This is a genomic window from Streptomyces sp. NPDC051555 (assembly GCF_044454405.1).
In the GTDB taxonomy this organism is placed as follows: domain Bacteria; phylum Actinomycetota; class Actinomycetes; order Streptomycetales; family Streptomycetaceae; genus Streptomyces.
Window position 1 is genome coordinate 309,521 of sequence record NZ_JBITDP010000001.1, and the last position, 20,143, is coordinate 329,663.

A 20,143-nucleotide genomic window follows, 5' to 3' on the forward strand; every position below is an offset into this window, starting at 1 on the left:
TGAAGTGATCGCATGAGCAAGAACGGCCACAAACGCCGTCTGAGGCCGACGCACAAGGCCCTCGCCCTCGCCGGCGCCCTCGTCCTGGGCGGCGGGGGAGTCGTGATCGTCACCCAGCAGGCCTCCGCGGGCCAGGACTCGACCCGGAGCGCCCCGGTGACCGCCACCATCGACTGCCCCGACGTCGGCGACAAGCTGCGCACCGTCCCCGAGCAGGCCCGCGCGGAGGTCGACGACAACCTCGCCCAGCTCGACGCCCAGGTCGCCGACGCCTACACGAAACTGGCCTCGGGCCGCGCCCGCGGCGACGCCCTGCTCGGCACGCTGAAGCAGCAGCGCGGTACGACCATCGGCCGGCTCACCGACGCGCTCGGCCGGGCCTCGGCCCGCCCCGAAGGTCTGGAGGCGCTCGGATCCTGCGTGATGAAGCAGGCCGCGGCCGCGGACCCGGCGGACGAACCCCGGGCCGCCGCGGACGCCGGGGGCGACGCCCAGGACGCGGCCCGCAAGGGCGGTGCGGGCAGCGGGGGCCCGGCGCGCAGCGACTTCGTCGCGATCAACACCGTCCGTCCGAACGTGCGCACCCCCGCGCCCTCGTCCCGCGCCTCGACCGGATCCCTCGCCGTGAACTGCGGCCGCAACGAGAACCGCCACCTGAACCCCGACAACGTGATCGTCGCGCCCGGTGTCGGCAACGGCGCCCACCACATGCACGACTACGTCGGCAACAAGACCACGGACGCCTTCTCCACCAACCAGAGCCTGGCCGCGGCCGGGACCACCTGTACCAACGGCGACCAGTCCACCTACTACTGGCCGGTGCTGCGGCTGCGCGACGGCCGGGCGGAACGCGACGCGCAGGCGCCCGGCGGCGGCAAGGACGCGAACGTGGGCACGATCTTGAAGCCGAAGCAGGTGACGACCGATTTCAAGGGCAGCCCGGCGGCCAAGGTCACGGCCATGCCGCGGTTCCTGCGGATCATCACCGGTGACGCCAAGGCCTTCACCAACGGCGTCGCCAACGCCAACGCCTCCTGGAGCTGCACCGGATTCGAGAACCGCCAGCTCAAGGACAAGTACCCGATCTGCCCCAAGGGCAGTGACGTCGTGCGGACCTTCACCTTCCAGAGCTGCTGGGACGGCCGCAACACCGACAGTGCCAACCACCGTACCCACGTGGCCTTCGCGGGGGCGAACGGGGCCTGCCCCGCGGGCTTCAAGGCGATCCCGCAGCTGGTCCAGCGGATCGTCTACGGGGTGCCGGCCGGTTCGCGGTTCGCGGTGGACAGCTTCCCGGAGCAGCTGCACAAGCCGGTCACCGACCACGGCGACTTCATCAACGTGATGTCGGACGGGCTCATGGCGAACGCGGTGCGCTGCATCAACGGCGGGCGCTCCTGCCGCTGACGGGCGGCCCCCGGGTCCCGGGGGCACCAGACCCTCGGGGCGGCGTCCCCCTCCACCTCCCCAGCGCCGTCCCGAGTGCGGCTCCGGCCCCTCCTCCGCCGTACGGGCGGGGGAGGGGCCGGAGCCCGTGGGTGGGGGAGCGGTCGGGGGTTCGGGTCAGAGACCGTTGACGCGGGCCATGACGTCCAGCGGGCGGAAGTCCGCCGTGACGGTGCGGGCCCTGCGGCCCACGCGCGAGTGCTGGCGCCGCACCTGGGCCATCAGGCGGCGGCTGCGCAGGGCCATCTCCAGTTCGAACCGGGTGCGCGGGTCCCGCAGCCCGGGGCCGAAGAGCTTCTCCAGCTGCCGCATGCGGTAGCGGACGGTCTGCGGGTGCACGCTCAGCGCCTTCGCCGCCTCGGGCGCGCCGCCGCCCTCCAACCAGGCCAGCAGGGTCACTTCGAGCCGCTCGCTCTGGCGGGGGGTGAGGTCGTTCAAGGGCCGCAGCCAGCGCGCGGCCAGCGCGTGCGCCAGGGGTTCGTCCTGCAGCAGCAACAGGGTCGAGAGGTGGTCGTCCACGAAGACGGCCCGCGCGTCCAGTCCCGCACGGGTCGGGGTGAGGGCCAGCAGCCGCAGTGCCCAACGCAGTGAGGAGGCGCTGTCGCGCAGGGCGACGGGGTGGCCGACGGCCGCGAAACGGCCGCGCAGGGCGCCCTCCAGGGCGCCCCGGGCGTCCGGCTCGGGGCTGGGGACGAGCAGGCACGGCTGGCCACCCACCATGCCCACGAGGCCGTCGTCCAGTACGGACGCCAGCTGCTGGGTGTCTCCGGGGGTGGCCAGGACGACGGCGCGCACGCTGTCCGGCAGGGGCCAGTGCGCGGCCTCGGCGAGCTCGGCGAGGAGCACGTCAGCCATGGCCATGTCACCTGTGAGGACGGTGAAGAGCTCCCGCCGCGCGCGGTCGGCGGCGTTGCCGGAGCCTTGGGTGGGCACGGCGGACAGGGCGGGGCGCGGGGCTCGGGCACCGGGCTCGTCGTCGCGCTGCTTGGGGATCCGGGGCCGCTCCGGGAAGTCCTGCCGGTCCGCGACCCCCTGATCGGGTTCCGCCTCGCCGCCGCAGGTGCCGGTGGCGCTCTCGCGGTAACCGAGGACCGTGAGCAGGGCCGCCTCCACCTGCTGTCTGACCACGTCGTCGCCGAGGTCCTCGACCAGCGTGGAGAACTCCGGCAGCCCGTCGCGGAGTTCCTCCATGATGCTGGCGGCCAGGGCGGGCAGTTCCTTTCGCAGGACCCGGGTCCATTCGCCGCGCGGGCGGGACCAGATGCGGTTGAGAAGTTCGCACATTGTTACCTCGTTCATGCCGGGGTACGGCCTGTCCCGTGGGAGGGTGGCACGCCCCGTCGGGGCCCGCCTCCCCCTGTGTAGCGGCGAACCGGGCGTCAACCCGGTCACATCCGCACCACTGGAAGGGAATCTTCCGGGGATACTCGATGCGATGACGCTGTGGGCACCAGAAGTTGTCACGTTTCGATAAATCCTGTGGAGACGTTGCGAAGCTCCACGATGCTCATGCACTCCGGCCCCCGCTCCCGGTCGGCGAGGCACCCATCTGCCGCCCGCTGCCGAGCAGTTCCGACGATCACCCCGGGCGCCGAGCGCGTGACGTGGAGTGCTCGGTCCTGGCGTATGGGAGAACTCGATGCCCTTGTCCCAGATCCGTGCGCCCCGCTCCCACCGGGCCCTGCGCACCAGACGCCACGCCGGCGCCGCCGCGGCCGCCGCGGTCGGCCGCCGCGCCCTGCGACGGCCACCCCTGCTCTCCGCGCGGGGCGGCCCGCACCCGGGTGCCCTGGCCGCCGCCGCCCTCGCGGCCCTGGTCTCCCTGGGCGTGGCCGCCCAGGCGGGCGCCCTGTCCCACCTGTGGGACTTCCTCGACTACGGGGCGGGCGTGCTCTCGCTCGTCTCGCTCACCTCCGCCGTCCTGTGGGGCCTGGCCGCCACCGACCGGACCCTCTTCGCCTCGGGCCACCGGCTCGCGGCCCAGGGCGCGCACCGCGGCCTCGCCGTCGCGGGGCTGGGCTTCCTCGCCCTGCACGTCTGGGTCAAGGTCGCCGAGTCGCACACCACCGCCACCGCGGTCGTCGTCCCCTTCGCGGATCCCGACCAGGCCCTGCTCATCGGGCTGGGCACGCTCGCCGGGTACCTCTTCGTGGCGGTCGCGGTCTCCGGCGCGGTGCGCAGCGCCTTCGCCACCAAGGGCCGGTCGATGTGGTGGCGGGCGCTGCACATGGGTGCCTACCCGGCCTGGGGCGCCTCCTTGGTGCACGGGCTCAAGTCGGGCCGCCCCGCCAGCGGGTGGGTGACCGTCACGTACGCCCTGTGCCTGATCGCGGTCGCGGGCGTGCTCGCCCTGCGACTGCGCGGCCGGCTGCGCGCCGAGCCCGCCCAGGGCGCCCGGACGGCCGCCGCCCCCGCGCCCGCGGCCCCCGGGGTACCGGGCGAAGGCCCCGCTGCCACCCGCTCGTTCGTCCACCCGACCGCGGAACGGCCCGGTGACCGCCCGACCGCCCGCCTCGCGGGCCGACCGGACCGGCCCGGATCCCCGCAGGAGGTACGGGTCGGCCCCCCGGCCCCGCTCGCCCCGCCGCTGATACCTCCCGCACCACTGGCGCCCCCCGCGCCGTTGACCCCGACGATGGCCGCCGCGCCGGTGGTGGCGGGCCGGACCGCGCCGGCTCCGATGCCCGTACTGCCCTGGCCCGAACCGCAGCCGTACGAACCGGTGTTCGGTGTCACCGGCTTCGTGGCGGGCGCCGACCGGCCCGTCGGACCCCTCGACGGAATCCGGGGCCGGCAGTGACGTACGCGCCCCACCCGGCCCTCGGCTGCGTGGGGCACCCCCGGCTGCTGGCCGGGCTCGACGTCGCGGAGCGGCTCGACCGGCGCGGCCACCTCGCCGTACACGGCAGCCCGCCCCGGTACCGCCCCGACGAACTGCTCGCCCTGGCCGAGAACACGGACCTGCGCGGGCGGGGCGGGGCGGGCTTCCCCTTCGCCCGCAAGCTACGGGCCGTGACCCGCGCCGCCCGCGGGCGCGAGGGCCGCACCGCGGTGGTCGTCAACGGCACCGAAGGGGAACCGAGTTGCCTCAAGGACGCCGCGCTGTGGTTGCACGCCCCGCACCTCGTGCTCGACGGCGCCCTGCTCGCCGCCGCCGCACTGGGCGCGGAGGAGGTGGTCGTCGGCGTGACCCGGGAGGACGTGGAACGCTCCGCGCGCGCCGCCGTCGCCGAACGCGGCGCCACCGGCAGCCGGGTCCGCGTCACCCGGCTGCCCGAGCGGTTCGTCACGGGCGAGGGGACCGCCCTGATCGCGGGGCTGGACGGCGGCAAGGCCCTCCCGTCCGGGCAGAAGGTCCGCACGAGCGAACGCGGGCTCGGCGGCCTGCCGACGCTGCTGTCCAACACCGAGACCTACGCCCAGCTCGCCGTCGCCGCCCGGCTCGGCGCACTGGACTACCGGGCCGTCGGGCTCCCCGCGGAACCGGGCACCATCTTGTTGACGGTCGCCGGTTCGACGGTGGTGGAGGTGCCCACGGGGACCTCCCTCGCCTACGTACTGGGGCTGTGCGGAACGGGACCCGGCCAGGGCGTCCTGGTCGGGGGCTTCCACGGCCGCTGGCTGACCCCGGGGGCGGCGCTGTCCGCCGCGCTCTCCCGGGAGTCCCTGGCCGCGTACGACGCGGTGCTCGGCGCCGGCGCCGTGCTGCCGCTGCCCGAGGACACCTGTCCGGCGGGCGAAGTGGCCCGGGTGGTGCGCTGGATGGCCGACGAGAGCGCCGGACAGTGCGGCCCGTGCGTCCGGGGGCTGCCATCGCTCGCCGGAGCCGTCGCCGACCTCGTGGCCGGCGGCGGCCGGGCCGCACTCGAAGCGGTGGAGGCCCGGATGCGGGCGGTGCGCCGCCGCGGCGCGTGCAGCCACCCCGACGGCACGTCGTCCTTCGTGGCCTCGGCGCTCGCCGTCTTCCCGGACGAGTTCCGCGACCACGCCGTGGGCAGCGGCTGCGGGCGCCGCGTGCTGGGCGCCCTGCCGCTGCCCGCCGACGCGAACCCCGAACGCCTCGTCGTGGACTGGACCCTGTGCAAGGGCCACGGCCTGTGCGTGGACCTGCTGCCCGACGTCGTCCGGCTGGACGGCGACGGCTATCCGGCGCAGGGGGTCATGGAGGTCCCCGTGCAACTGCGCCCGAAGGCCCTGCGCGCGGTGCGGCGTTGTCCCGCGCTCGCTCTGCGTATTCAGGAGTAGTTCTCGGCAGTTCACCCTTTGGCGCGATCTGACAAATTCCGGGAGATCCGAAGGTGCGGGGGTCCGCGGGCCCTATGAATGGAACAGGGCGTGAAAGCGTCGGTCCCTTCATAGGGCCCCCTTCACCCCCATTCACCATCCCTATTCACCGGATGTCTTCGGCAGAAGGAGAAATCGTGAACAACAAGCGTCGTGGGGTCATGCTGGGATCGGTGGCCGCGGTGGTACTGCTGGCCGCGGGCTGCGGGAGCGACACGGAGAACTTCCGTACGGCGAACGCGGCGCAGCCGGCCGGCAGCAAATCCCCGAGCGGTGGCAACGGGAACGGTGACGGGTACGGCTCCGGCTACGGATCGGGATCCGGATACGGAGCGGACTCCGCGGCGGACCCGGCCGCCGGTTCCGGGAGCGCCGCCGGGGCGAAGGGCGCCCCGGCCGGGCAGTTGGCCGTACGGGCGATCCAGTCGGTGGGCAACGTGGTCACCGACGGGGCCGGCGCCACCCTCTACCGGTTCGACAAGGACACCGCCCAGCCGCCCAAGTCCGCCTGCGACGGTACCTGCGCCACGACCTGGCCCGCCGTACCGGCGGACGACGCCACGGCCTCGGCGGGCATCTCGGCCGACCTGCTGGGCGCGGTCGTCCGGCCGGACGGGAGCCGCCAGCTCACCCTCGCGGGCTGGCCCGTGTACCGGTACGCCAAGGACACCCAGGCGGGCGAGGCGAAGGGAGAGGGGGTCGGCGGCACCTGGCACGCGCTGGCGGCCGACGGGAAGAAGGCCGTGGACCAGAAGGGGACGGGGGCGAAACCGGCGGACGGCTCCACCATGGCCGGAATGGGCGCCGGTCAGATGGGCGCGGACCAGCAGGGCGCTGGTCAGAGCGGCGCGGACCAAAAGGGCGCGGAACTCTCCGTCACGAAGGACGCGAAGCTCGGGAACATCCTCGTGGACGGACAGGGCCGCACCCTTTATCGATTCAACAAGGACAGTGCCTGGCCGATGAAATTCGGCTGCCTCGGCGCCTGTCTCGATACGTGGAAGCCGGCCGCGGCGGTGGACAAGAAGAAGGTGAACGGAATTCCCGAGGCATTGGTCGGATCGGTGAAACGGCCCGACGGCTCGATGCAGTTGACGATCGACTGCTGGCCCGTCTACACCTTCACCGGTGACACCGCGCCCGGCCAGACCAACGGGCACAACAAGCAGGGGCTCTGGTTCGCGGTCACCGACGCGGGCAAGAAGGCCCCGGCGGCGGGCTGATCCGTGCCGAACCGGCCGCGCACCACCGGCCGCCGTGTCCTCGCGGCGACCGCCCTGTCCCTGTCCCTCCTGTGCGCCGCCTGCGGTGCGCCCACGGCGCACGGAGGGTCCGCCGCGCACGAAGGGTCCTCCGCGCCCGTCGTGCGCGCCGCGCCCGCCGCTCCCGCCGGGTCCGGATCCCGCACGATCCAGGAGCTCGCAGCGGCCCTCGGCTGCACGGCGGAGGTGACGGTCGAGGCGGACGAACTGCGCGAGGGCGCCTGCGGCGCGGGCAAGGAGGGCTACCGCATGGCCACCTTCACCGCCGACGCGGGTCAGGCGGCCTGGCTGGCCGAATCGCAGGCCTACGGCGGCACCTACCTCGTGGGGGAGCGCTGGGTCGTCACCGCCGCCTCGCCCGAGGCACTGGCCCCGGCCCGCGAGCACCTCGGCGGCACCATCCGCTCCGGCGCCGCGCACACCGGCTCCCACGCGGGGTCCCCCGAACCGGGTTCCGCCGCCCCGGCGTCCCCCGACCCCGCGGGCGGGGGGTCCGTACAGCCCTCGCACGCGGGGCACTCCTGACAGGCCGCGGCCGGGTACGTCCGGACGTCCGCACTCCGCAACAACGTGATCCCGAGCCGGTGACGATGCGGATCCGGCCGCCCCCATGGCCTGATCCCGCTTGCTACGGTGCTGCCGACGCGCAGGCACGGCAGAGGGAGACGACCATGCGGGCAGTACGGAGCCGGAGACGGACCAGCGGGGCGTGGGCGGCCCTCGCCGTGTGCGGGGTGGTGGCGCTGACCGGCTGCCAGGACAACGGGGTGGCGCCGGGCGCGAAGCCCGGCGCCACCCCGCCCGGGCCCGCCGCGACGGCCGTCCCCGCGACCCCGGCCGGCGGCGGGCCCGCGCCGACGAAGTCCGCCGCCGTGTCGTCCGTACCGCCCGTACCGAAGGGGTCGGCGAGCGCGGCCCCGGTGAAGAAGCCCACCCCGGCCGCCCCGAAGCCCAGTTGTGACCACGTCATGCCGATCTCGCCGGACACCATCGCGCTCTACCGCTACACGCCCGAGGGCGGATCGCACGGTCTCATCGTCAAGTACGGCAATTGGACCTGCGGCGGCTCGCCGGACGCGGACGGAGCCTCCTTCGCCCCGGTCGGCGTGGAGACGTACCTCCCGCTCGCGGAGACCGCGAAGATCACCGCGACGGCCCCGATCCTCGCCGGCTCCGCGAGCAAGCCGGTCACGGTGCACGAGCTCACCGCGTGGCTCGTCGCCCACCCGAACTCCGGCCTCCCCTTCCGCTACCACCTGGGCGCCGGCGGGGTCATCGACACCCTGGACGAGGTCTACCTTCCTTAGGTCGCCTCCCGCACGGTCAGCGCCGGCCGGTCCACGTGCCGGTGCTCCCGTGGTTGAGGCCGGACGTTCGTGGGGACGCACTGGTGACGGTGTGCCAAGAGGGGTGGCGGGGATGGCTGGTCCGGGGAACCGGTGGATCTGGCGAGCGGTCTGTGCGGTGTCGGCAGCGGTGGCCGTGGGCCTGGTGATCGTCGCCCTGGTGGTGGACCTGGACACGGGAGACCGCGTGGCCAGCGTGGTCGGCGCGGTGGCCGGCGTCGGCGGCGTGGCCCTCGCCGCGCACGGGTTGAGCCGCCCCGCGCGGACCGGTCCCGCGGCGGCCGGCAGTCGTTCGGTGCAGTCCGGCCAAGGCATCGGACGCGCCGTGACCGGTGACGCCAACCACTTCCGCGGTCCGGCCCCGGCGGTGCCGGCCCCGGCGTCCTTACCGCCCGTGGCTCCGCCCGCCGGGCCGCCCGTTCCGGGGGAGCGGGGTGTCGCTGCCGCCGGTGGCATCGGTGAGGCGGTCACCGGCGACGGGAACGAACAGCGGTGAACGGCTGGTTACCCCGGGGGTGGTGGCCGCGCAGTCCTTCCCCCGCCCGTGTAGCGATCCTGCCGAAGGGGACGCAAGGGGTGCCGGGGGCGCCGGCGTACGTACCGGTGGTGGGCGGTGAGCACGCGATCGCCGCCGGCGGTGCGATCGGGCTGGGGGTCAGCGGAGACGGCAACCGCATCCGGATCGACGGCGACGTGGTCCTCGGCCAGCAGCCCGCGCAGCCGAGGTCGGCGTACTGGCGGGAGATCCGCCACCTCGCGGCCGTCACCCGCTTCGAGGGCCGGGTCGAGGAACTCGCGGCCATGGCCGCCTTCGCCAGCGCGCCGGACGGCGGGGACCACGACGGCGGGGACGACGGCGAAGGCGAGGACGGCGAAGGCGAGGACGGCGACGGCGAGGACGGCGACGGCGCGGCGGGGCTCCGCGGGTACTGGCGGTGGCTGGGGCCTGCCTGGGCCGGGAAGACCGCGCTCATGGCCCAGTTCGCCCTCCATCCACCCGACGGCGTCGACGTGCTCGCCTTCTTCATCACCGCGCGGATGACCGGCCGGGCGGACCGCACCGCCTTCCTCACCACCCTCCAGGGGCAGTTGCGCACCTACCTCCAGGACGGCGACGTCGACTGCACCGCCCCCGGCGGGTTCCTCGACGGCCTCGACCGGGCGGCCGCCCGGGCCCGCGGCGCGGGGCGCCGGCTCGTACTGGTCGTGGACGGCATGGACGAGGACATGGGCGTCCCCACCGCGGTGGGCGGCCAGAGCATCGCGGCCTGCCTGCCGCAGGTGCCGCCGCCCGGCATGCGGGTCGTCCTCGCCGGCCGCCCCCACCCGCCGGTCCCCGCCGACGTCCGGACCGGCCCGCTCCTGACGACCGCCATCGACCACCCCCTCGCCGTGTCACCCGCCGCGCAGGCGGTGCGCGCCGATGCCGAACGGAACCTGGAGGCCCTCATCGCCTCCGGCGGCCTCGGCCTGGAACTCGTCGGCCTCACGGCCGCCGCCGGCGGCGGTCTGAGCCCCGCCGACTTCGCCGACCTGACCACCGCCTCGCGGCGACGCGTCGAGCTGGTGCTCGGCGGCAGCACCGGACGGGCGTTCCAGCACCGGCCCGCCCAATGGGCCACCGATGCCGAAGGCCGGGTGGAGCCCCTCTACTCCTTCGCCCACCAGGACCTCCTCACCGGCGCCCGCGGCCTCCTCGACCCCGCGGAGCTGGATGCCCACCGGGCCCGCGTCCACGCCTGGGCCGAACGGGCCCGACAGGACGCGTGGCCGGCCGCCTGCGCCGACTACCTGCTGAGCGGGTATCCCCGGCTGCTCCACGAACGTGCGGACACCGCACGTCTGACCGCGCTGGCCACCGACCGGGCCCGGCACGAACGCCTGTGGCAGACGACCGGTACCGACAGCCAGGCGTTCAGCGAGATCGCCGCCGCGTTCCAGCTCCACCTCGCGGCCCCGGACGACCCCGACCTCGTCCCTTGCGTCCGACTCGCCCACCGCCGCGAGAGCCTCCAGCACACGGCCGACGTCCTGCCCGCGACCGTCATCACCACCTGGGCCCGGCTGGGGCACCTGCGCCGGGCGATCACCGCCGCCACGCACCGGAGCCACCCGCCCCTGGCGCCGGGACAGACCCTGCTGGGCAGCATCCTGACCGCGGCCGGCACCACCGCGGAGGCGACGGAGCAGGTCATCGAGGCGGCCGGGGCCCTCACCACCCCGCAGGCGCGGGAGCGGGCGCTGTCGGAGATCGCCCAGGCCCTGGCGGCCGGCTCCCGGTGGGACGAGGCGATCGGGCTGGCCTCGTCCGTCACCGATCCCGACCAGTCGGCCCGAGCCGTGACGAGCATCGTCGTGGCCATGTGCGCGGCCGGCGAGTTCGGGCCCGCGACCGGGCTCGCCCGCAGCGTGGTCCACCCCGTGCTCCGGGCCCAGGCCCTCACCAGCGTGGCCGGGGCGATGGCGGAATCGGGCGACCACGGCGGCGCGGCGGAGCTGGCCCGTACGATCCCGGACTCCGAGCACCGCGCGACGGCGCTCATGGTCGTGGCGTGGATCGTGGTGGAAGGGGGCGACCACGGCGGCGCCGTCGAACTCGCCGGAGCCATCACCGATCCCGGACAGCGGGGCCGGGCGCTCTCCGGCATCGCGGTGATCATGGCGGACGGTGGGGCGTACGGTCCCGCGGTCGAGCTCGCCCACACCCTGGGCCATCCCGAACAACGTGCGCAGGCGATCAGGGGCATTGCCGTCGCCATGGCGGGGTCCGGCGAACAGGGTCGCAAGGCAAGCGAGTTGGCCCGTGGCATCACCGATCCGGAACAGCGGGCGTGGGCGCTCGCCGAGGTCGCCCGGGCGATGGCGGCGGCGGGGAACCACCAGGAGGGCGTCGAGTTGGCCCGTACCGTCGCCGTCCCCGAACAACGGGTGTGGGCGCTCGCCGAGGTCGCCAGGGTGATGGCGGCGGCCCGGGAACGGGACGGGGCCGTCGAGTTGGCCCGATCCATCGCCGAACCCGAACAGCAGGCGTGGGCGCTGACGGGAATCGCCCGGGCGATGGCCGAGAACGGGGACCGCGGCGCAGCGGTGGCGCTCGCCCGCTCGATCACCGACGCCGATGCCCGGGCCAGTGCGTACGAGGGCATCGTCATGGCCGCGGCCAGGACCGGCCACGACGGGGCGGAGGTCGCGGAAGGCGCGGAGGTCGCGGAAGTCGCGGAGGTGGACGCGGGCCGGGAGGTCGACGCGGGCCGGGAGGCGACTGGTCGCGTGACCGATCTCGTGACCGATCTCGTGACCGACCTCGTCACCGATCTCGTGACCGATCTCGTGACCGACCTCGTCACCGATCTCGTGACCGATCTGGTCACCGACCTCAACGTGCTCGGGCGCACGGCCGAGACGATGGCCGAGGAGGGCAACGCGGCCGCCGCCGAACAGCTGGCCGAGACGACGGCGCGGCTGGCCCACAGCAGCGCCGCCACGCACCAACTGCGGCTCCTGGCGGTCGCCGTGGCCGCGTCGGCCGCGGCCGAGCCCCCCGTCGCACTCGACACCACGGGTCTCGTCGCGTCCGTCCTCGGCTCTGCCGGTGCCGCCTCCGACCACGAGCAGTGGGCCTGGGCGCTGACGGACGTCGCCGGGGCACTGGCCGCGGCCGACGCGGCGGACACCGCGGTCGAACTCGCCGGCGCGATCACCCATGCCGACGCCCGGGCCCGGGCGTTCGAGGACGTGGCCGTGGCCCTGGCCGCGAAGGGACGGCACGAGGCGGCGGTCGACCTCACCGGCCTGATCTCCGTCCCCTCCTGGCGGGCCCGCGCCACCGGACGCATCGCGGCGGCGATGGCCGGATCGGGGAAGGTCGATGAGGCCCTCGCGCTCGCCGGTGCGCTCACCCACCCGACCCGGCGGCAGGAGGCGCGCGCCCTCATCGCCGTGGCGCTGGCGGAGTCCGGGGATCGCGATGCGGCCGTCGCGCACGTCGCCACCCTCACCCTTCCGGTCCTCCAGGCCCGGACCCTGGCGTCCGTCGCACGGTGCGTGGCGGCGGCGGGGGAGCAGGAGGAGGCGTTCGCGCTGGTCGACACCATCCCCCATGCCGAACTGCGGGCCGAGGCGCTCGCGGTCGTCGCCGTGGCCACGGCGGAGTCCGGGGACCGCGCAGCGGCGGCCGAAGTCACCCGCACCCTCACCGACGAGGACGACCGGGCCGAGGCGTTCGCCGGCATCGCCGTCGCCGCGGCGACGGCGGGGGAGTCGAGCGCGGCGCTCGACACCGTCCTCGACCTCCCCCCGAAGCTGCGGGAGGCCACGCGGACGGACATCGCCGTGGCGCTCGCCGGAGCGGGCCTGACGTCCGAGGCCCTCGCCCTCGCCCGTGCGCTGCCCCACCCCGGGCACCGGGCGCGCGCCCTCGGCGGGATCTCCCGCGCCACGGGCGAGCCCCGCTTGCTGGCGGAGGCCCTGGCCCTCTCGTTCGACCCGGCGCTCGTCGCCCACCTCGCCGCCATGGACGCCCACGCCCTGCGCACCTTGGTGCGGGACGTCCTGGACGCCTGATCCGCCGCGCCGCTTGTGGTGTGCGGGATCTGACTGTTTTAATAAATGAACAGCCATTTATTAATCGGGGGTGACGGCGATGGCGCGACCCCGCGGGGTGGACGACCTGGCGATCCTGCGCGCGGCGACCCAGGTCATGGGTCGGGTGGGTCCGGCCGGCTTCACGCTGGCCGCCGTGGCGCGCGAGGTCGCCCTGGTGCCGGCGACGCTGACCCAACGCTTCGGGTCCAAGCGCGGTCTGCTGGTGGCCCTGGCCGACCGGACGGTCGAGGACATCGGTGAGCTGATCGCCCGGGTCCGTGCGGTGCACGAAGGTGCGCTCGACGCGTTGGCGTCCCTGATCGCGGAGTGGACCGCGGCCATGGACACCCCCGAGACCTTCGCCCACCACCTCGCGTTCTGGTGCGCCGACCTCGGGGACCCGGAGCTGTACGAGCGCGCGCTCACGGTCCACCGCGCCCAGACGGAGGCGATCCTCGGCCTGCTGACGGAGGCGGTCGCCGCGGGCGAGCTGCGCCCCGGCACGGACGCGGCGGCCTTGGCCCGCACGGTCCAGGTCGTCATCGCGGGTACCGGCGTGACCTGGGCGGTCGTGCGCGAGGGCGGCCTCGCGCAGCGCCTGCGGCAGGAGCTGGACACCGCGCTGTCCCCGCACGTACCGGCGTGATCCGGCGCATCACGTTCGGCCGCATGACGTTCGGCCGCATGACGTCACACCTGGAGGAATCATGACGACGGACACGGACACGGACACGGGCACGGGCACGGGCACGGGCACGCACACGCAGCCGCTCACGGGTCGGGTGGCCCTGGTCGCCGGTGGAACCCGGGGCGGGGGGCGGGGGATCGCCCTCGCACTCGGCGCCGCCGGCGCGACCGTCTACGTGACCGGTCGCAGCAGCGCCGCCGGACGCTCCGACCTGGACCGTCCGGAGACCATCGAGGAGACCGCCGCCCGGGTCTCCGCCGCCGGCGGCAGGGGCATCGCGGCCCGGGTGGACCACAGCCGGGCCGACGAGGTCGAGGCCCTCGTGGCGCGCATCTCGGCCGAGCAGGACGGGCGGCTCGACGTGCTGGTCAACTGCGTCTGGGGCGGTGACCCGCTGACCGACTGGCAACACCCCTTGTGGGAGCAGGACCTCGACGCCGGCTTCCGGCTCCTGCGGCAGGCCGTCGACACGCACGTGATCACCAGTCGCTACGCCCTGCCCCTGATGACCGCCCGCAGGAGCGGGCTGGTCGTCGAGGTCACCGACGGCAACACCGCCCGCTACCGGGGCTCCTTCTTCTACGACCTGGCCAAGTCGAGCGTGATCCGCCTCGCCGTCGCCCAAGCCGCCGAGCTGAGGCCGTACGACGTGGCGGCCGTCGCCCTCACCCCCGGCTTCCTGCGCTCCGAAGCCATGCTCGAACACCTGGGCGTCACCGAGGACACCTGGCGCGAGGGCGCGGCGCAGGACCCGAACTTCGCGCACTCCGAAAGCCCCGCCTACCTCGGCCGCGCGGTCGCCGCACTCGCCGCCGACCCCCACGTCATGGCCAAGTCAGGTCGGGCGCTGGCGACATGGGGCCTGTACCAGGAGTACGGGTTCACCGATGCCGACGGCACCCAGCCCGACTTCGCCGCGCACTGGGCCGCGAACCTGGAGGACGAATTCGGGCCCCTGGGCGAGGCACTCTGACCGGTTCTGGTACCCATGGCACCACTGGTGCCCCTCGGGTGACTCTGACACCATCTCACCCGAGATGGACCGCTGTTGGGCCGAGTCCTCATCGAGCCCCCGCCTCATCTCACACGCATCCACGCATCCACGCATTCGTAGAACGTAGAGAAGACATGAGGCAGGCCTTGAAGACCTTACGGAACCGCGTCCCGCACCTGGTGACGGTCGTGTTGTTGATGCTGGGCGTGATGACCGCCATGACCGCGCCGTCGCAGGCGGCAGCGCAGAAGATCACCGCCAGCGCGACCGTCTGCTCCAACTCCCCCATACCGGCAGGGTGGGTCATCACCAGCTCGTACAGATCCGCCGGCTGTCCCGGCACAGGCGTCGCCTACACCATCGCCGATTCGGCCGGGCAGAACGCCATCACCGTCTGCTCCTTCTCCCCGATCCCGGCGGGCTGGGTCGTCACCAGCTCCTATTCGAGCGCTGGTTGCGCCGGCTCGGGCGTCGCGTACAGCATCGGCAACATGGCCGCGGCCAAGTATGCGACGGTGTGTTCGTTCTCGCCGATTCCGGCGGGTTGGGTGGTCACGAGCTCGTATTCGAGTGCTGGTTGTGCCGGTTCGGGTGTGGCGTACAGCATCAGCAACGTGTCGGCTGCGAACTACGCGACGGTGTGTTCGTTCTCGCCGATTCCGGCGGGTTGGGTGGTCACGAGCTCGTATTCGAGCGCTGGTTGCGCCGGTTCGGGTGTGGCCTACAGCATCAGCAACGTGTCCGCCGCGAGCTACGCCTCCGTGTGCTCCTTCTCCCCGATCCCGGCAGGGTGGGTCGTCACCGGCTCGTACCAGAACTCCGGGTGTGTCGGCAGCGGTATGTCGTACAACATCCGCAAGGTCTGACCGGACGCCATCGGCCGGGACCCCGGACCGTTGCACGGTCCGGGGTCAGGCCCCCTTGCCGAACACGAGGACCTCGGTGGAGGCGAAGCCCATGCGGGCCGGGAAGCTGGCCTCCAAGGTGCAGCCGAGGCTCGCGAAGAGGTCCACGCACGCCCGGCGGGGCATCGCGGCCGGGTAGGAGTCGTGTCCCGCACCACCCTGCGCCGCCCAGGCGCGCATCGTGGCCGGGTCCAGACAGGTCTCCGTCATGACGTCGAAGACGATCCGGCCGCCGGGCCGCGTGACGCGCGCCATTTCGAGGAAGTAGCGCGAAGCGCTGAGGAAGGTCACGGTGTTGAAGACCTTGTGGGCCTGGACGAGGTCGACGCTCCCGTCGGGCGTCGGAGCGAGGCTGCACTCCGCCGTCGGCCGGGCGACCACCTCGAACCTGTCCACGAGGTAACCGGCCCAGGGCGCCGCCGTCTCGTAGATCTCGTAACGGTCCGGAGAGCACTCCTTGAGCGTCTTCTCCAGGTACCGGCCGGACCCGGGGCCGATCTCCAGCACCGTCCTGGGGTCGGCCGCGAAGACGCCGAGCGCGCGCAGCTCGTCGATGGTGGCCTGGGTGGCGCCGGGAGTGCCGTTCATGACCTCGTCGATGTAGTCACCGACCGACAGACCGGCCGACCGCGCGGCCCGCACGGTCGCCTCGAAGGGCAGGAAGTCATCGACCCCGCCCCGGCTGTTGGTGCTGCGCACGATGTCGAACCCGGTGCGCCCCAGGAGCCGTTTGAGGCCCGACTTCAGTGCTGCCGTTGCCATTTCCGCTGCTCTCATTCGGCATGACCTCCCGGGTCGCCCCCGGATCCGAGCATTGCTCGACCATCATCACCGACGCTCTCCGCCAAGGGGGGTGAATGCGGCATTCCGGAAAAAGATGGGGACCCCATGCCATGGCCCCGGTCACAGCGCCGACGGCCCTGGACGCCCTCCGGTTGTCGTTGCGTACGCTGACGTCGTCAACCGGGGAGGAGCTGCCCGGAATCGCGACGGGTTGTAGGGTAGGGAAACAGCACTTGACCTGCAAAAACGCAGGCAGGGAGCCTAGATCCAGGAGTACCTCGATGATGCGCACCATGTTCAAGTCCAAGATCCACCGGGCCACCGTCACCCAGGCCGATCTGCACTACGTCGGGTCCGTGACCATCGACGGCGATCTCATGGAGGCGGCCGATCTGCTGCCCGGGGAGCTGGTGCACATCGTCGACATCGACAACGGCGCCCGGCTGGAGACCTACGTCATCGAGGGCGAGCGCGGTTCCGGGGTGATCGGGATCAACGGGGCCGCCGCCCATCTGGTGCACCCCGGTGACCTGGTGATCCTCATCAGCTACGGGCAGTTCGAGGACGCCGAGGCGCGGGCCTTCGTGCCGCGCGTGGTGCACGTCGACGCGGACAACCGGATCGTCGAGCTGGGCGCGGACCCCTCCGCCCCCGTACCGGGAACGGACCAGCGGCGCAGCCCGCAGGCGGTCGCGGTCTGACGACGGTCGCAGGACCGGGACGAGACATCGGGTACGAGGGACGAAGGACGAGAGGCGATGGGCATGGCGATCGAGATCAGGGACGACCGGGCCGCCGGGCGGCTGCGGGCCTATGAGGGGACGGAGCGGGTCGGCGTGATCGCCTACTTCGTGCTCGCCTCGGAGCCGGGCGCGGGCGCCCTCGTCGCCGTGCACACCGTGGTCGAGCCGGGCCACGAGGGCAAGGGGATCGCCGGGGACCTCGTCCGCACCTTCTACGGCATCGCGGCCGCCGAGGGCGTCGCCGTGGTCCCGCTCTGCCCGTACGCGGCCAGTTGGGCGGCCCGTCACCCCGACCTGGCGCCGCAGCCGCCGGCCGAGGTCGTCGCGGCGGCGAAGCAGCAGCTGGACACCGATCCGACGCTCTGGTGAGCGGGCAGGGAGGCCCGGTCGGGCTGACGCTGCTGCACACCTCCCCGGTGCACGTGCCCGTCTTCGACGCGCTGCGGGACCTGCACCACCCGGGGACGGTGCTGCGGCACCTCGTCGTGCCCGAGCTGCTGGCCAGGGCCCGCGTGGTGGGTCCCGAGGCGGTGGCCGGGGAGATCCAGGCCCTGCTGGCCGAGCCGGGGAGCGGGAGCGGGGACGACGCGGTGCTCTGCACCTGCTCGACGATCGGGGCGGTCGCGGAGGAGCTCGGGCCGGTGCTCGGGCGCCCGGTGCTGCGGGTCGACCGGCCGATGGCCGCGGCCGCCGTCCGTACGGGCCCCCGCATCGCGGTCCTGGCCACCGTGGAGAGCACCCTCGCCCCGACGCTGGCCCTGATCCGGGAGGAGGCCGACACCTTGGAACGGGAACGCCCGGGGTGTGCGGCGGCCCTGTCCCCGCGGACGCAGGTGGTGCCGGGTGCCTGGGAGCGCTTCGAAGCGGGTGACGACGCGGGGTGCCTGGAGCTCGTGGCCCGGGCGGTGGACGCGGTGGTCGACGCGGACGTGATCGTGCTGGCCCAGGTGTCGATGGCGGGCGCGGTGGCCCGGGCCACGACGGGCATCCCGTTGCTGTCCAGTCCCGCGGTCGGCCTCGCGGCGGCGGTGGGTGCGCTCCGACGGGCATAGCCCCCGGGATCGGGGGAAGGCGGGGCCCATGGTGCGAAACGTAGCGAACCCGCCCCCCGGCCCCGCGTGGCCCGACCCGGTCCCCGAGCCGGTGCTGCCGGATCCGTTCCCCACGCCCCGGCCCGACCCGGGCGTGCCCGAGCCCGGCGCTCCCGACCCGGCGCCGACCCCGCCCGCGCCGACTCCGCCCGCGCCGACCCCGGTGCCCGCGCCGCCCCGGCCCGCGCCGCCCGTACCCGGACCGGTCCCCGAGCCCGACCCCATCCCGCCGCCGCCGGGCCCCGCGCCGCTCCCGCAGCCCGGACCCCTCAGCTGAACCCCGGCGGCCGCCCCGCGTGCGGCCGACGCGCACGCGGCGGCGCCGGGCAGCACAGGGAGGCGTCGGGCTGCACGGGGACCGGCCCGCCGGCGTGGAGCCGGCCGGCCGGCGCCCGCGGTGTCAGTCCGTGCGGACCTCGGAGCGGTCGCCGCTCCAGAGGGTGTGGAACGAGCCCTCGCGGTCGGTGCGCCGGTAGGTGTGCGCACCGAAGAAGTCCCGCTGGCCCTGGGTCAGGGCCGCCGGGAGGCGGTCCGCGCGCAGCGCGTCGTAGTAGGACAGCGAGGCCGCGAAGGCCGGGACCGGAACGCCCTGGCGGACGGCGGCGACCAGGACCTCGCGCCAGTCGTCCTGCGCGGCGCCGATCTCCTCGGCGAACCGGGCGTCGGCCAGCAGGCTCGGCAGCTCCGGCCGGGCGTCGTACGCCGCCCGGATCCGGTCCAGGAACGCGGCCCGGATGATGCAGCCGCCCCGCCACAGCGAGGCCACCGCACCCGGGTCCACGCCCCAGCCGTACTCCGCGCTGCCGGCCTGGATCTGGTGGAACCCCTGGGTGTACGAGACGATCTTGGACGCGTACAGCGCCTGCTCGACCCGGGCCGCGAAGGCGTCGGCCTCGTCCGCCGGCAGCGCCGAGGCCGTCGGGCCGCCCAGCGTGCGGGACGCGGCGCGCAGGTCCGCGTGGCCCGAGACGGCCCGCGCGAAGACCGCCTCGGCGATCCCGGACACCGGGACGCCGAGGTCCAGGGCGATCTGCACGGTCCAGCGGCCGGTGCCCTTCTGCTCGGCGGCGTCGGCCACGACGTCGACGTACGGGCGACCGGTCGCCGCGTCCGTGTGCGCCAGCACCTCCGCCGTGATCTCGATCAGGTAGGAGTCCAGGCGGCCCCGGTTCCACGCTCGGAAGGTCTCCGCGATCCGGGCCGGGGAGTACCCGGCCACCTCGCGCAGCAGGTGGTACGCCTCCGCGATCAGCTGCATGTCGGCGTACTCGATGCCGTTGTGGACCATCTTCACGAAGTGGCCCGCGCCGTCCGGACCCACGTGCGAGGTGCACGGCGTACCGTCCGCGGCCTTGGCGGAGATCTTCTCCAGCATCGGGCCGAGGGACGCCCACGACTCCGGCGAGCCGCCGGGCATGATGCTCGGGCCGAGCAGCGCGCCCTCCTCGCCGCCGGAGATGCCCACGCCGACGAAGTGGATGCCCTGCTCGCGCAGCTCGCGCTCGCGGCGCCGGGTGTCCTCGAAGTGCGCGTTGCCGCCGTCGATGATGACGTCGCCCTCTTCCAGCAGCGGCGCGAACTCGCGGATCACGGCGTCGGTGGGATCGCCGGCCTTCACCATGATGATGAGGCGCCGGGGGCGCTCCAGCGCGTCGACGAACTCCTTCGCCGACTCCGCGGCGATGAAGGTGCCCTCGTGGCCGAACTCCTCGACCAGGGCGCGGGTCTTCGCGGCGGTGCGGTTGTGGACGGCGGTGGTGTAGCCGTTGCGGGCGAAGTTCCGGGCGAGGTTGCTGCCCATCACCGCGAGCCCGGTGACGCCGATCTGGGCCGTGCTGCTCATCGTCGCGCTCCTGGTGTGCCTCGGTGTGCCGGGGTGTGCTCCAGTGCCCTGTCGGGTCCTGTCGGGTCCCGTCGGGTACGGAGGATGCCGACGCTACATCGCGGTGCCCGCCAATGGATCTCCCACACGCTGAGATCCACTCAACCACCCTTGCGGCGCGCCCTGTTGCGCCCC

General features: G+C 74.0%; 19 protein-coding genes. 15 read left to right on the forward strand and 4 right to left on the reverse strand.

Annotated features, from left to right (window positions below; all coding sequences use genetic code 11):
• Nucleotides 1-12 precede the first annotated feature (12 nt).
• Nucleotides 13-1,407: a DUF1996 domain-containing protein gene (locus ACIBEA_RS01240; RefSeq protein WP_399256610.1), complete on the forward strand. Its 1,395-nt coding sequence runs from the start codon at nucleotides 13-15 to the stop codon at nucleotides 1,405-1,407.
• A 156-nt stretch (nucleotides 1,408-1,563) separates the two neighbouring features.
• Here ACIBEA_RS01240 and ACIBEA_RS01245 read toward each other — a convergent pair whose 3' ends face one another.
• Nucleotides 1,564-2,730 (reverse strand): PucR family transcriptional regulator, encoded by a 1,167-nt coding sequence (locus ACIBEA_RS01245; protein ID WP_399256612.1) that lies wholly within the window; start codon nucleotides 2,728-2,730, stop codon nucleotides 1,564-1,566.
• 355 nt (nucleotides 2,731-3,085) lie between these two features.
• On the opposite strand from ACIBEA_RS01245, the gene ACIBEA_RS01250 reads away from it, so the two are divergent.
• The 4 genes from ACIBEA_RS01250 to ACIBEA_RS01265 all read left to right on the forward strand — a co-directional run bounded on the left by ACIBEA_RS01250 (nucleotide 3,086) and on the right by ACIBEA_RS01265 (nucleotide 7,517).
• Complete coding sequence (locus ACIBEA_RS01250; RefSeq protein WP_399256614.1) at nucleotides 3,086-4,246, forward strand: hypothetical protein; 1,161 nt, start codon at nucleotides 3,086-3,088, stop codon at nucleotides 4,244-4,246.
• Nucleotides 4,243-5,691 carry an NADH-ubiquinone oxidoreductase-F iron-sulfur binding region domain-containing protein gene (locus ACIBEA_RS01255; RefSeq protein WP_399256616.1) on the forward strand — a complete coding sequence of 483 codons (1,449 nt, stop codon included), beginning with the start codon at nucleotides 4,243-4,245 and terminating at the stop codon, nucleotides 5,689-5,691. Before ACIBEA_RS01250 ends, ACIBEA_RS01255 begins: the two co-directional genes overlap by 4 nt.
• Nucleotides 5,692-5,867: 176 nt before the next feature.
• Nucleotides 5,868-6,953, forward strand: a complete 1,086-nt coding sequence (locus ACIBEA_RS01260; RefSeq protein ID WP_399256617.1) for an SCO0930 family lipoprotein — start codon at nucleotides 5,868-5,870, stop codon at nucleotides 6,951-6,953.
• Nucleotides 6,954-6,956: 3 nt separating this feature from the next.
• Nucleotides 6,957-7,517, forward strand: a complete 561-nt coding sequence (locus ACIBEA_RS01265; RefSeq protein WP_399256618.1) for a hypothetical protein — start codon at nucleotides 6,957-6,959, stop codon at nucleotides 7,515-7,517.
• 103 nt (nucleotides 7,518-7,620) lie between these two features.
• Here the strand turns inward: ACIBEA_RS01265 and ACIBEA_RS01270 are convergent, their stop codons facing one another.
• Entirely contained in the window at nucleotides 7,621-7,962 is a 342-nt protein-coding gene (locus tag ACIBEA_RS01270; protein ID WP_399256620.1) for a hypothetical protein, read from the reverse strand.
• On the opposite strand from ACIBEA_RS01270, the gene ACIBEA_RS01275 reads away from it, so the two are divergent.
• The 6 genes from ACIBEA_RS01275 to ACIBEA_RS01300 all read left to right on the forward strand — a co-directional run bounded on the left by ACIBEA_RS01275 (nucleotide 7,961) and on the right by ACIBEA_RS01300 (nucleotide 15,470).
• Complete coding sequence (locus ACIBEA_RS01275) at nucleotides 7,961-8,299, forward strand: hypothetical protein (protein WP_399256622.1); 339 nt, start codon at nucleotides 7,961-7,963, stop codon at nucleotides 8,297-8,299. The genes ACIBEA_RS01270 and ACIBEA_RS01275 overlap by 2 nt on opposite strands.
• Nucleotides 8,300-8,456: 157 nt before the next feature.
• On the forward strand, nucleotides 8,457-8,834 hold the full coding sequence (locus ACIBEA_RS01280) for a hypothetical protein (RefSeq protein WP_399256623.1): 378 nt from the start codon (nucleotides 8,457-8,459) through the stop codon (nucleotides 8,832-8,834).
• A gap of 80 nt (nucleotides 8,835-8,914) precedes the next feature.
• Entirely contained in the window at nucleotides 8,915-12,901 is a 3,987-nt protein-coding gene (locus ACIBEA_RS01285; protein ID WP_399256625.1) for a hypothetical protein, read from the forward strand.
• 79 nt (nucleotides 12,902-12,980) lie between these two features.
• Nucleotides 12,981-13,568, forward strand: coding sequence for a TetR/AcrR family transcriptional regulator (locus tag ACIBEA_RS01290; RefSeq protein WP_399256627.1), 588 nt, complete (start codon nucleotides 12,981-12,983; stop codon nucleotides 13,566-13,568).
• 61 nt (nucleotides 13,569-13,629) lie between these two features.
• On the forward strand, nucleotides 13,630-14,583 hold the full coding sequence (locus tag ACIBEA_RS01295; RefSeq protein WP_399256629.1) for an SDR family oxidoreductase: 954 nt from the start codon (nucleotides 13,630-13,632) through the stop codon (nucleotides 14,581-14,583).
• Nucleotides 14,584-14,813: 230 nt separating this feature from the next.
• Nucleotides 14,814-15,470 (forward strand): hypothetical protein, encoded by a 657-nt coding sequence (locus ACIBEA_RS01300; protein WP_399256631.1) that lies wholly within the window; start codon nucleotides 14,814-14,816, stop codon nucleotides 15,468-15,470.
• A 45-nt stretch (nucleotides 15,471-15,515) separates the two neighbouring features.
• Here ACIBEA_RS01300 and ACIBEA_RS01305 read toward each other — a convergent pair whose 3' ends face one another.
• Nucleotides 15,516-16,271 (reverse strand): methyltransferase domain-containing protein, encoded by a 756-nt coding sequence (locus ACIBEA_RS01305; protein WP_399256633.1) that lies wholly within the window; start codon nucleotides 16,269-16,271, stop codon nucleotides 15,516-15,518.
• Nucleotides 16,272-16,573: 302 nt separating this feature from the next.
• Between ACIBEA_RS01305 and panD the strand changes: the two genes are divergently transcribed.
• Genes panD through ACIBEA_RS01325 form a run of 4 tightly spaced genes read left to right on the forward strand, consistent with a single transcriptional unit; the run spans nucleotide 16,574 to nucleotide 18,403 of the window.
• A complete protein-coding gene (gene panD, locus ACIBEA_RS01310) occupies nucleotides 16,574-16,993 on the forward strand; it encodes an aspartate 1-decarboxylase (protein WP_399256635.1) in 420 nt (139 codons plus the stop codon).
• 57 nt (nucleotides 16,994-17,050) lie between these two features.
• Nucleotides 17,051-17,404, forward strand: a complete 354-nt coding sequence (locus ACIBEA_RS01315) for a GNAT family N-acetyltransferase (RefSeq protein WP_399256637.1) — start codon at nucleotides 17,051-17,053, stop codon at nucleotides 17,402-17,404.
• Complete coding sequence (locus tag ACIBEA_RS01320) at nucleotides 17,401-18,087, forward strand: aspartate/glutamate racemase family protein (RefSeq protein ID WP_399256639.1); 687 nt, start codon at nucleotides 17,401-17,403, stop codon at nucleotides 18,085-18,087. The genes ACIBEA_RS01315 and ACIBEA_RS01320 overlap by 4 nt, the downstream gene beginning before the upstream one ends.
• Before the next feature lie 28 nt (nucleotides 18,088-18,115).
• Nucleotides 18,116-18,403 (forward strand): hypothetical protein, encoded by a 288-nt coding sequence (locus tag ACIBEA_RS01325; RefSeq protein ID WP_399256640.1) that lies wholly within the window; start codon nucleotides 18,116-18,118, stop codon nucleotides 18,401-18,403.
• A gap of 123 nt (nucleotides 18,404-18,526) precedes the next feature.
• Here ACIBEA_RS01325 and gndA read toward each other — a convergent pair whose 3' ends face one another.
• On the reverse strand, nucleotides 18,527-19,969 hold the full coding sequence (gene gndA / locus ACIBEA_RS01330; protein WP_399256642.1) for an NADP-dependent phosphogluconate dehydrogenase: 1,443 nt from the start codon (nucleotides 19,967-19,969) through the stop codon (nucleotides 18,527-18,529).
• Nucleotides 19,970-20,143: the final 174 nt, after the last annotated feature.

Bases quoted from the DNA above. Each gene is read 5' to 3' on its own strand.
- ACIBEA_RS01295 (WP_399256629.1), top strand. From the start codon at position 13,630: ATGACGACGGACACGGACACGGACACGGGCACGGGCACGGGCACGGGC.
- ACIBEA_RS01290 (WP_399256627.1), top strand. From the start codon at position 12,981: ATGGCGCGACCCCGCGGGGTGGACGACCTGGCGATCCTGCGCGCGGCG.
- panD (WP_399256635.1), top strand. From the start codon at position 16,574: ATGATGCGCACCATGTTCAAGTCCAAGATCCACCGGGCCACCGTCACC.
- ACIBEA_RS01315 (WP_399256637.1), top strand. From the start codon at position 17,051: ATGGGCATGGCGATCGAGATCAGGGACGACCGGGCCGCCGGGCGGCTG.
- ACIBEA_RS01245 (WP_399256612.1), bottom strand. From the start codon at position 2,730: ATGTGCGAACTTCTCAACCGCATCTGGTCCCGCCCGCGCGGCGAATGG.
- ACIBEA_RS01250 (WP_399256614.1), top strand. From the start codon at position 3,086: ATGCCCTTGTCCCAGATCCGTGCGCCCCGCTCCCACCGGGCCCTGCGC.
- ACIBEA_RS01300 (WP_399256631.1), top strand. From the start codon at position 14,814: ATGACCGCCATGACCGCGCCGTCGCAGGCGGCAGCGCAGAAGATCACC.
- ACIBEA_RS01325 (WP_399256640.1), top strand. From the start codon at position 18,116: ATGGTGCGAAACGTAGCGAACCCGCCCCCCGGCCCCGCGTGGCCCGAC.
- ACIBEA_RS01270 (WP_399256620.1), bottom strand. From the start codon at position 7,962: ATGACGTGGTCACAACTGGGCTTCGGGGCGGCCGGGGTGGGCTTCTTC.
- ACIBEA_RS01240 (WP_399256610.1), top strand. From the start codon at position 13: ATGAGCAAGAACGGCCACAAACGCCGTCTGAGGCCGACGCACAAGGCC.
- gndA (WP_399256642.1), bottom strand. From the start codon at position 19,969: ATGAGCAGCACGGCCCAGATCGGCGTCACCGGGCTCGCGGTGATGGGC.
- ACIBEA_RS01275 (WP_399256622.1), top strand. From the start codon at position 7,961: ATGCCGATCTCGCCGGACACCATCGCGCTCTACCGCTACACGCCCGAG.
- ACIBEA_RS01305 (WP_399256633.1), bottom strand. From the start codon at position 16,271: ATGGCAACGGCAGCACTGAAGTCGGGCCTCAAACGGCTCCTGGGGCGC.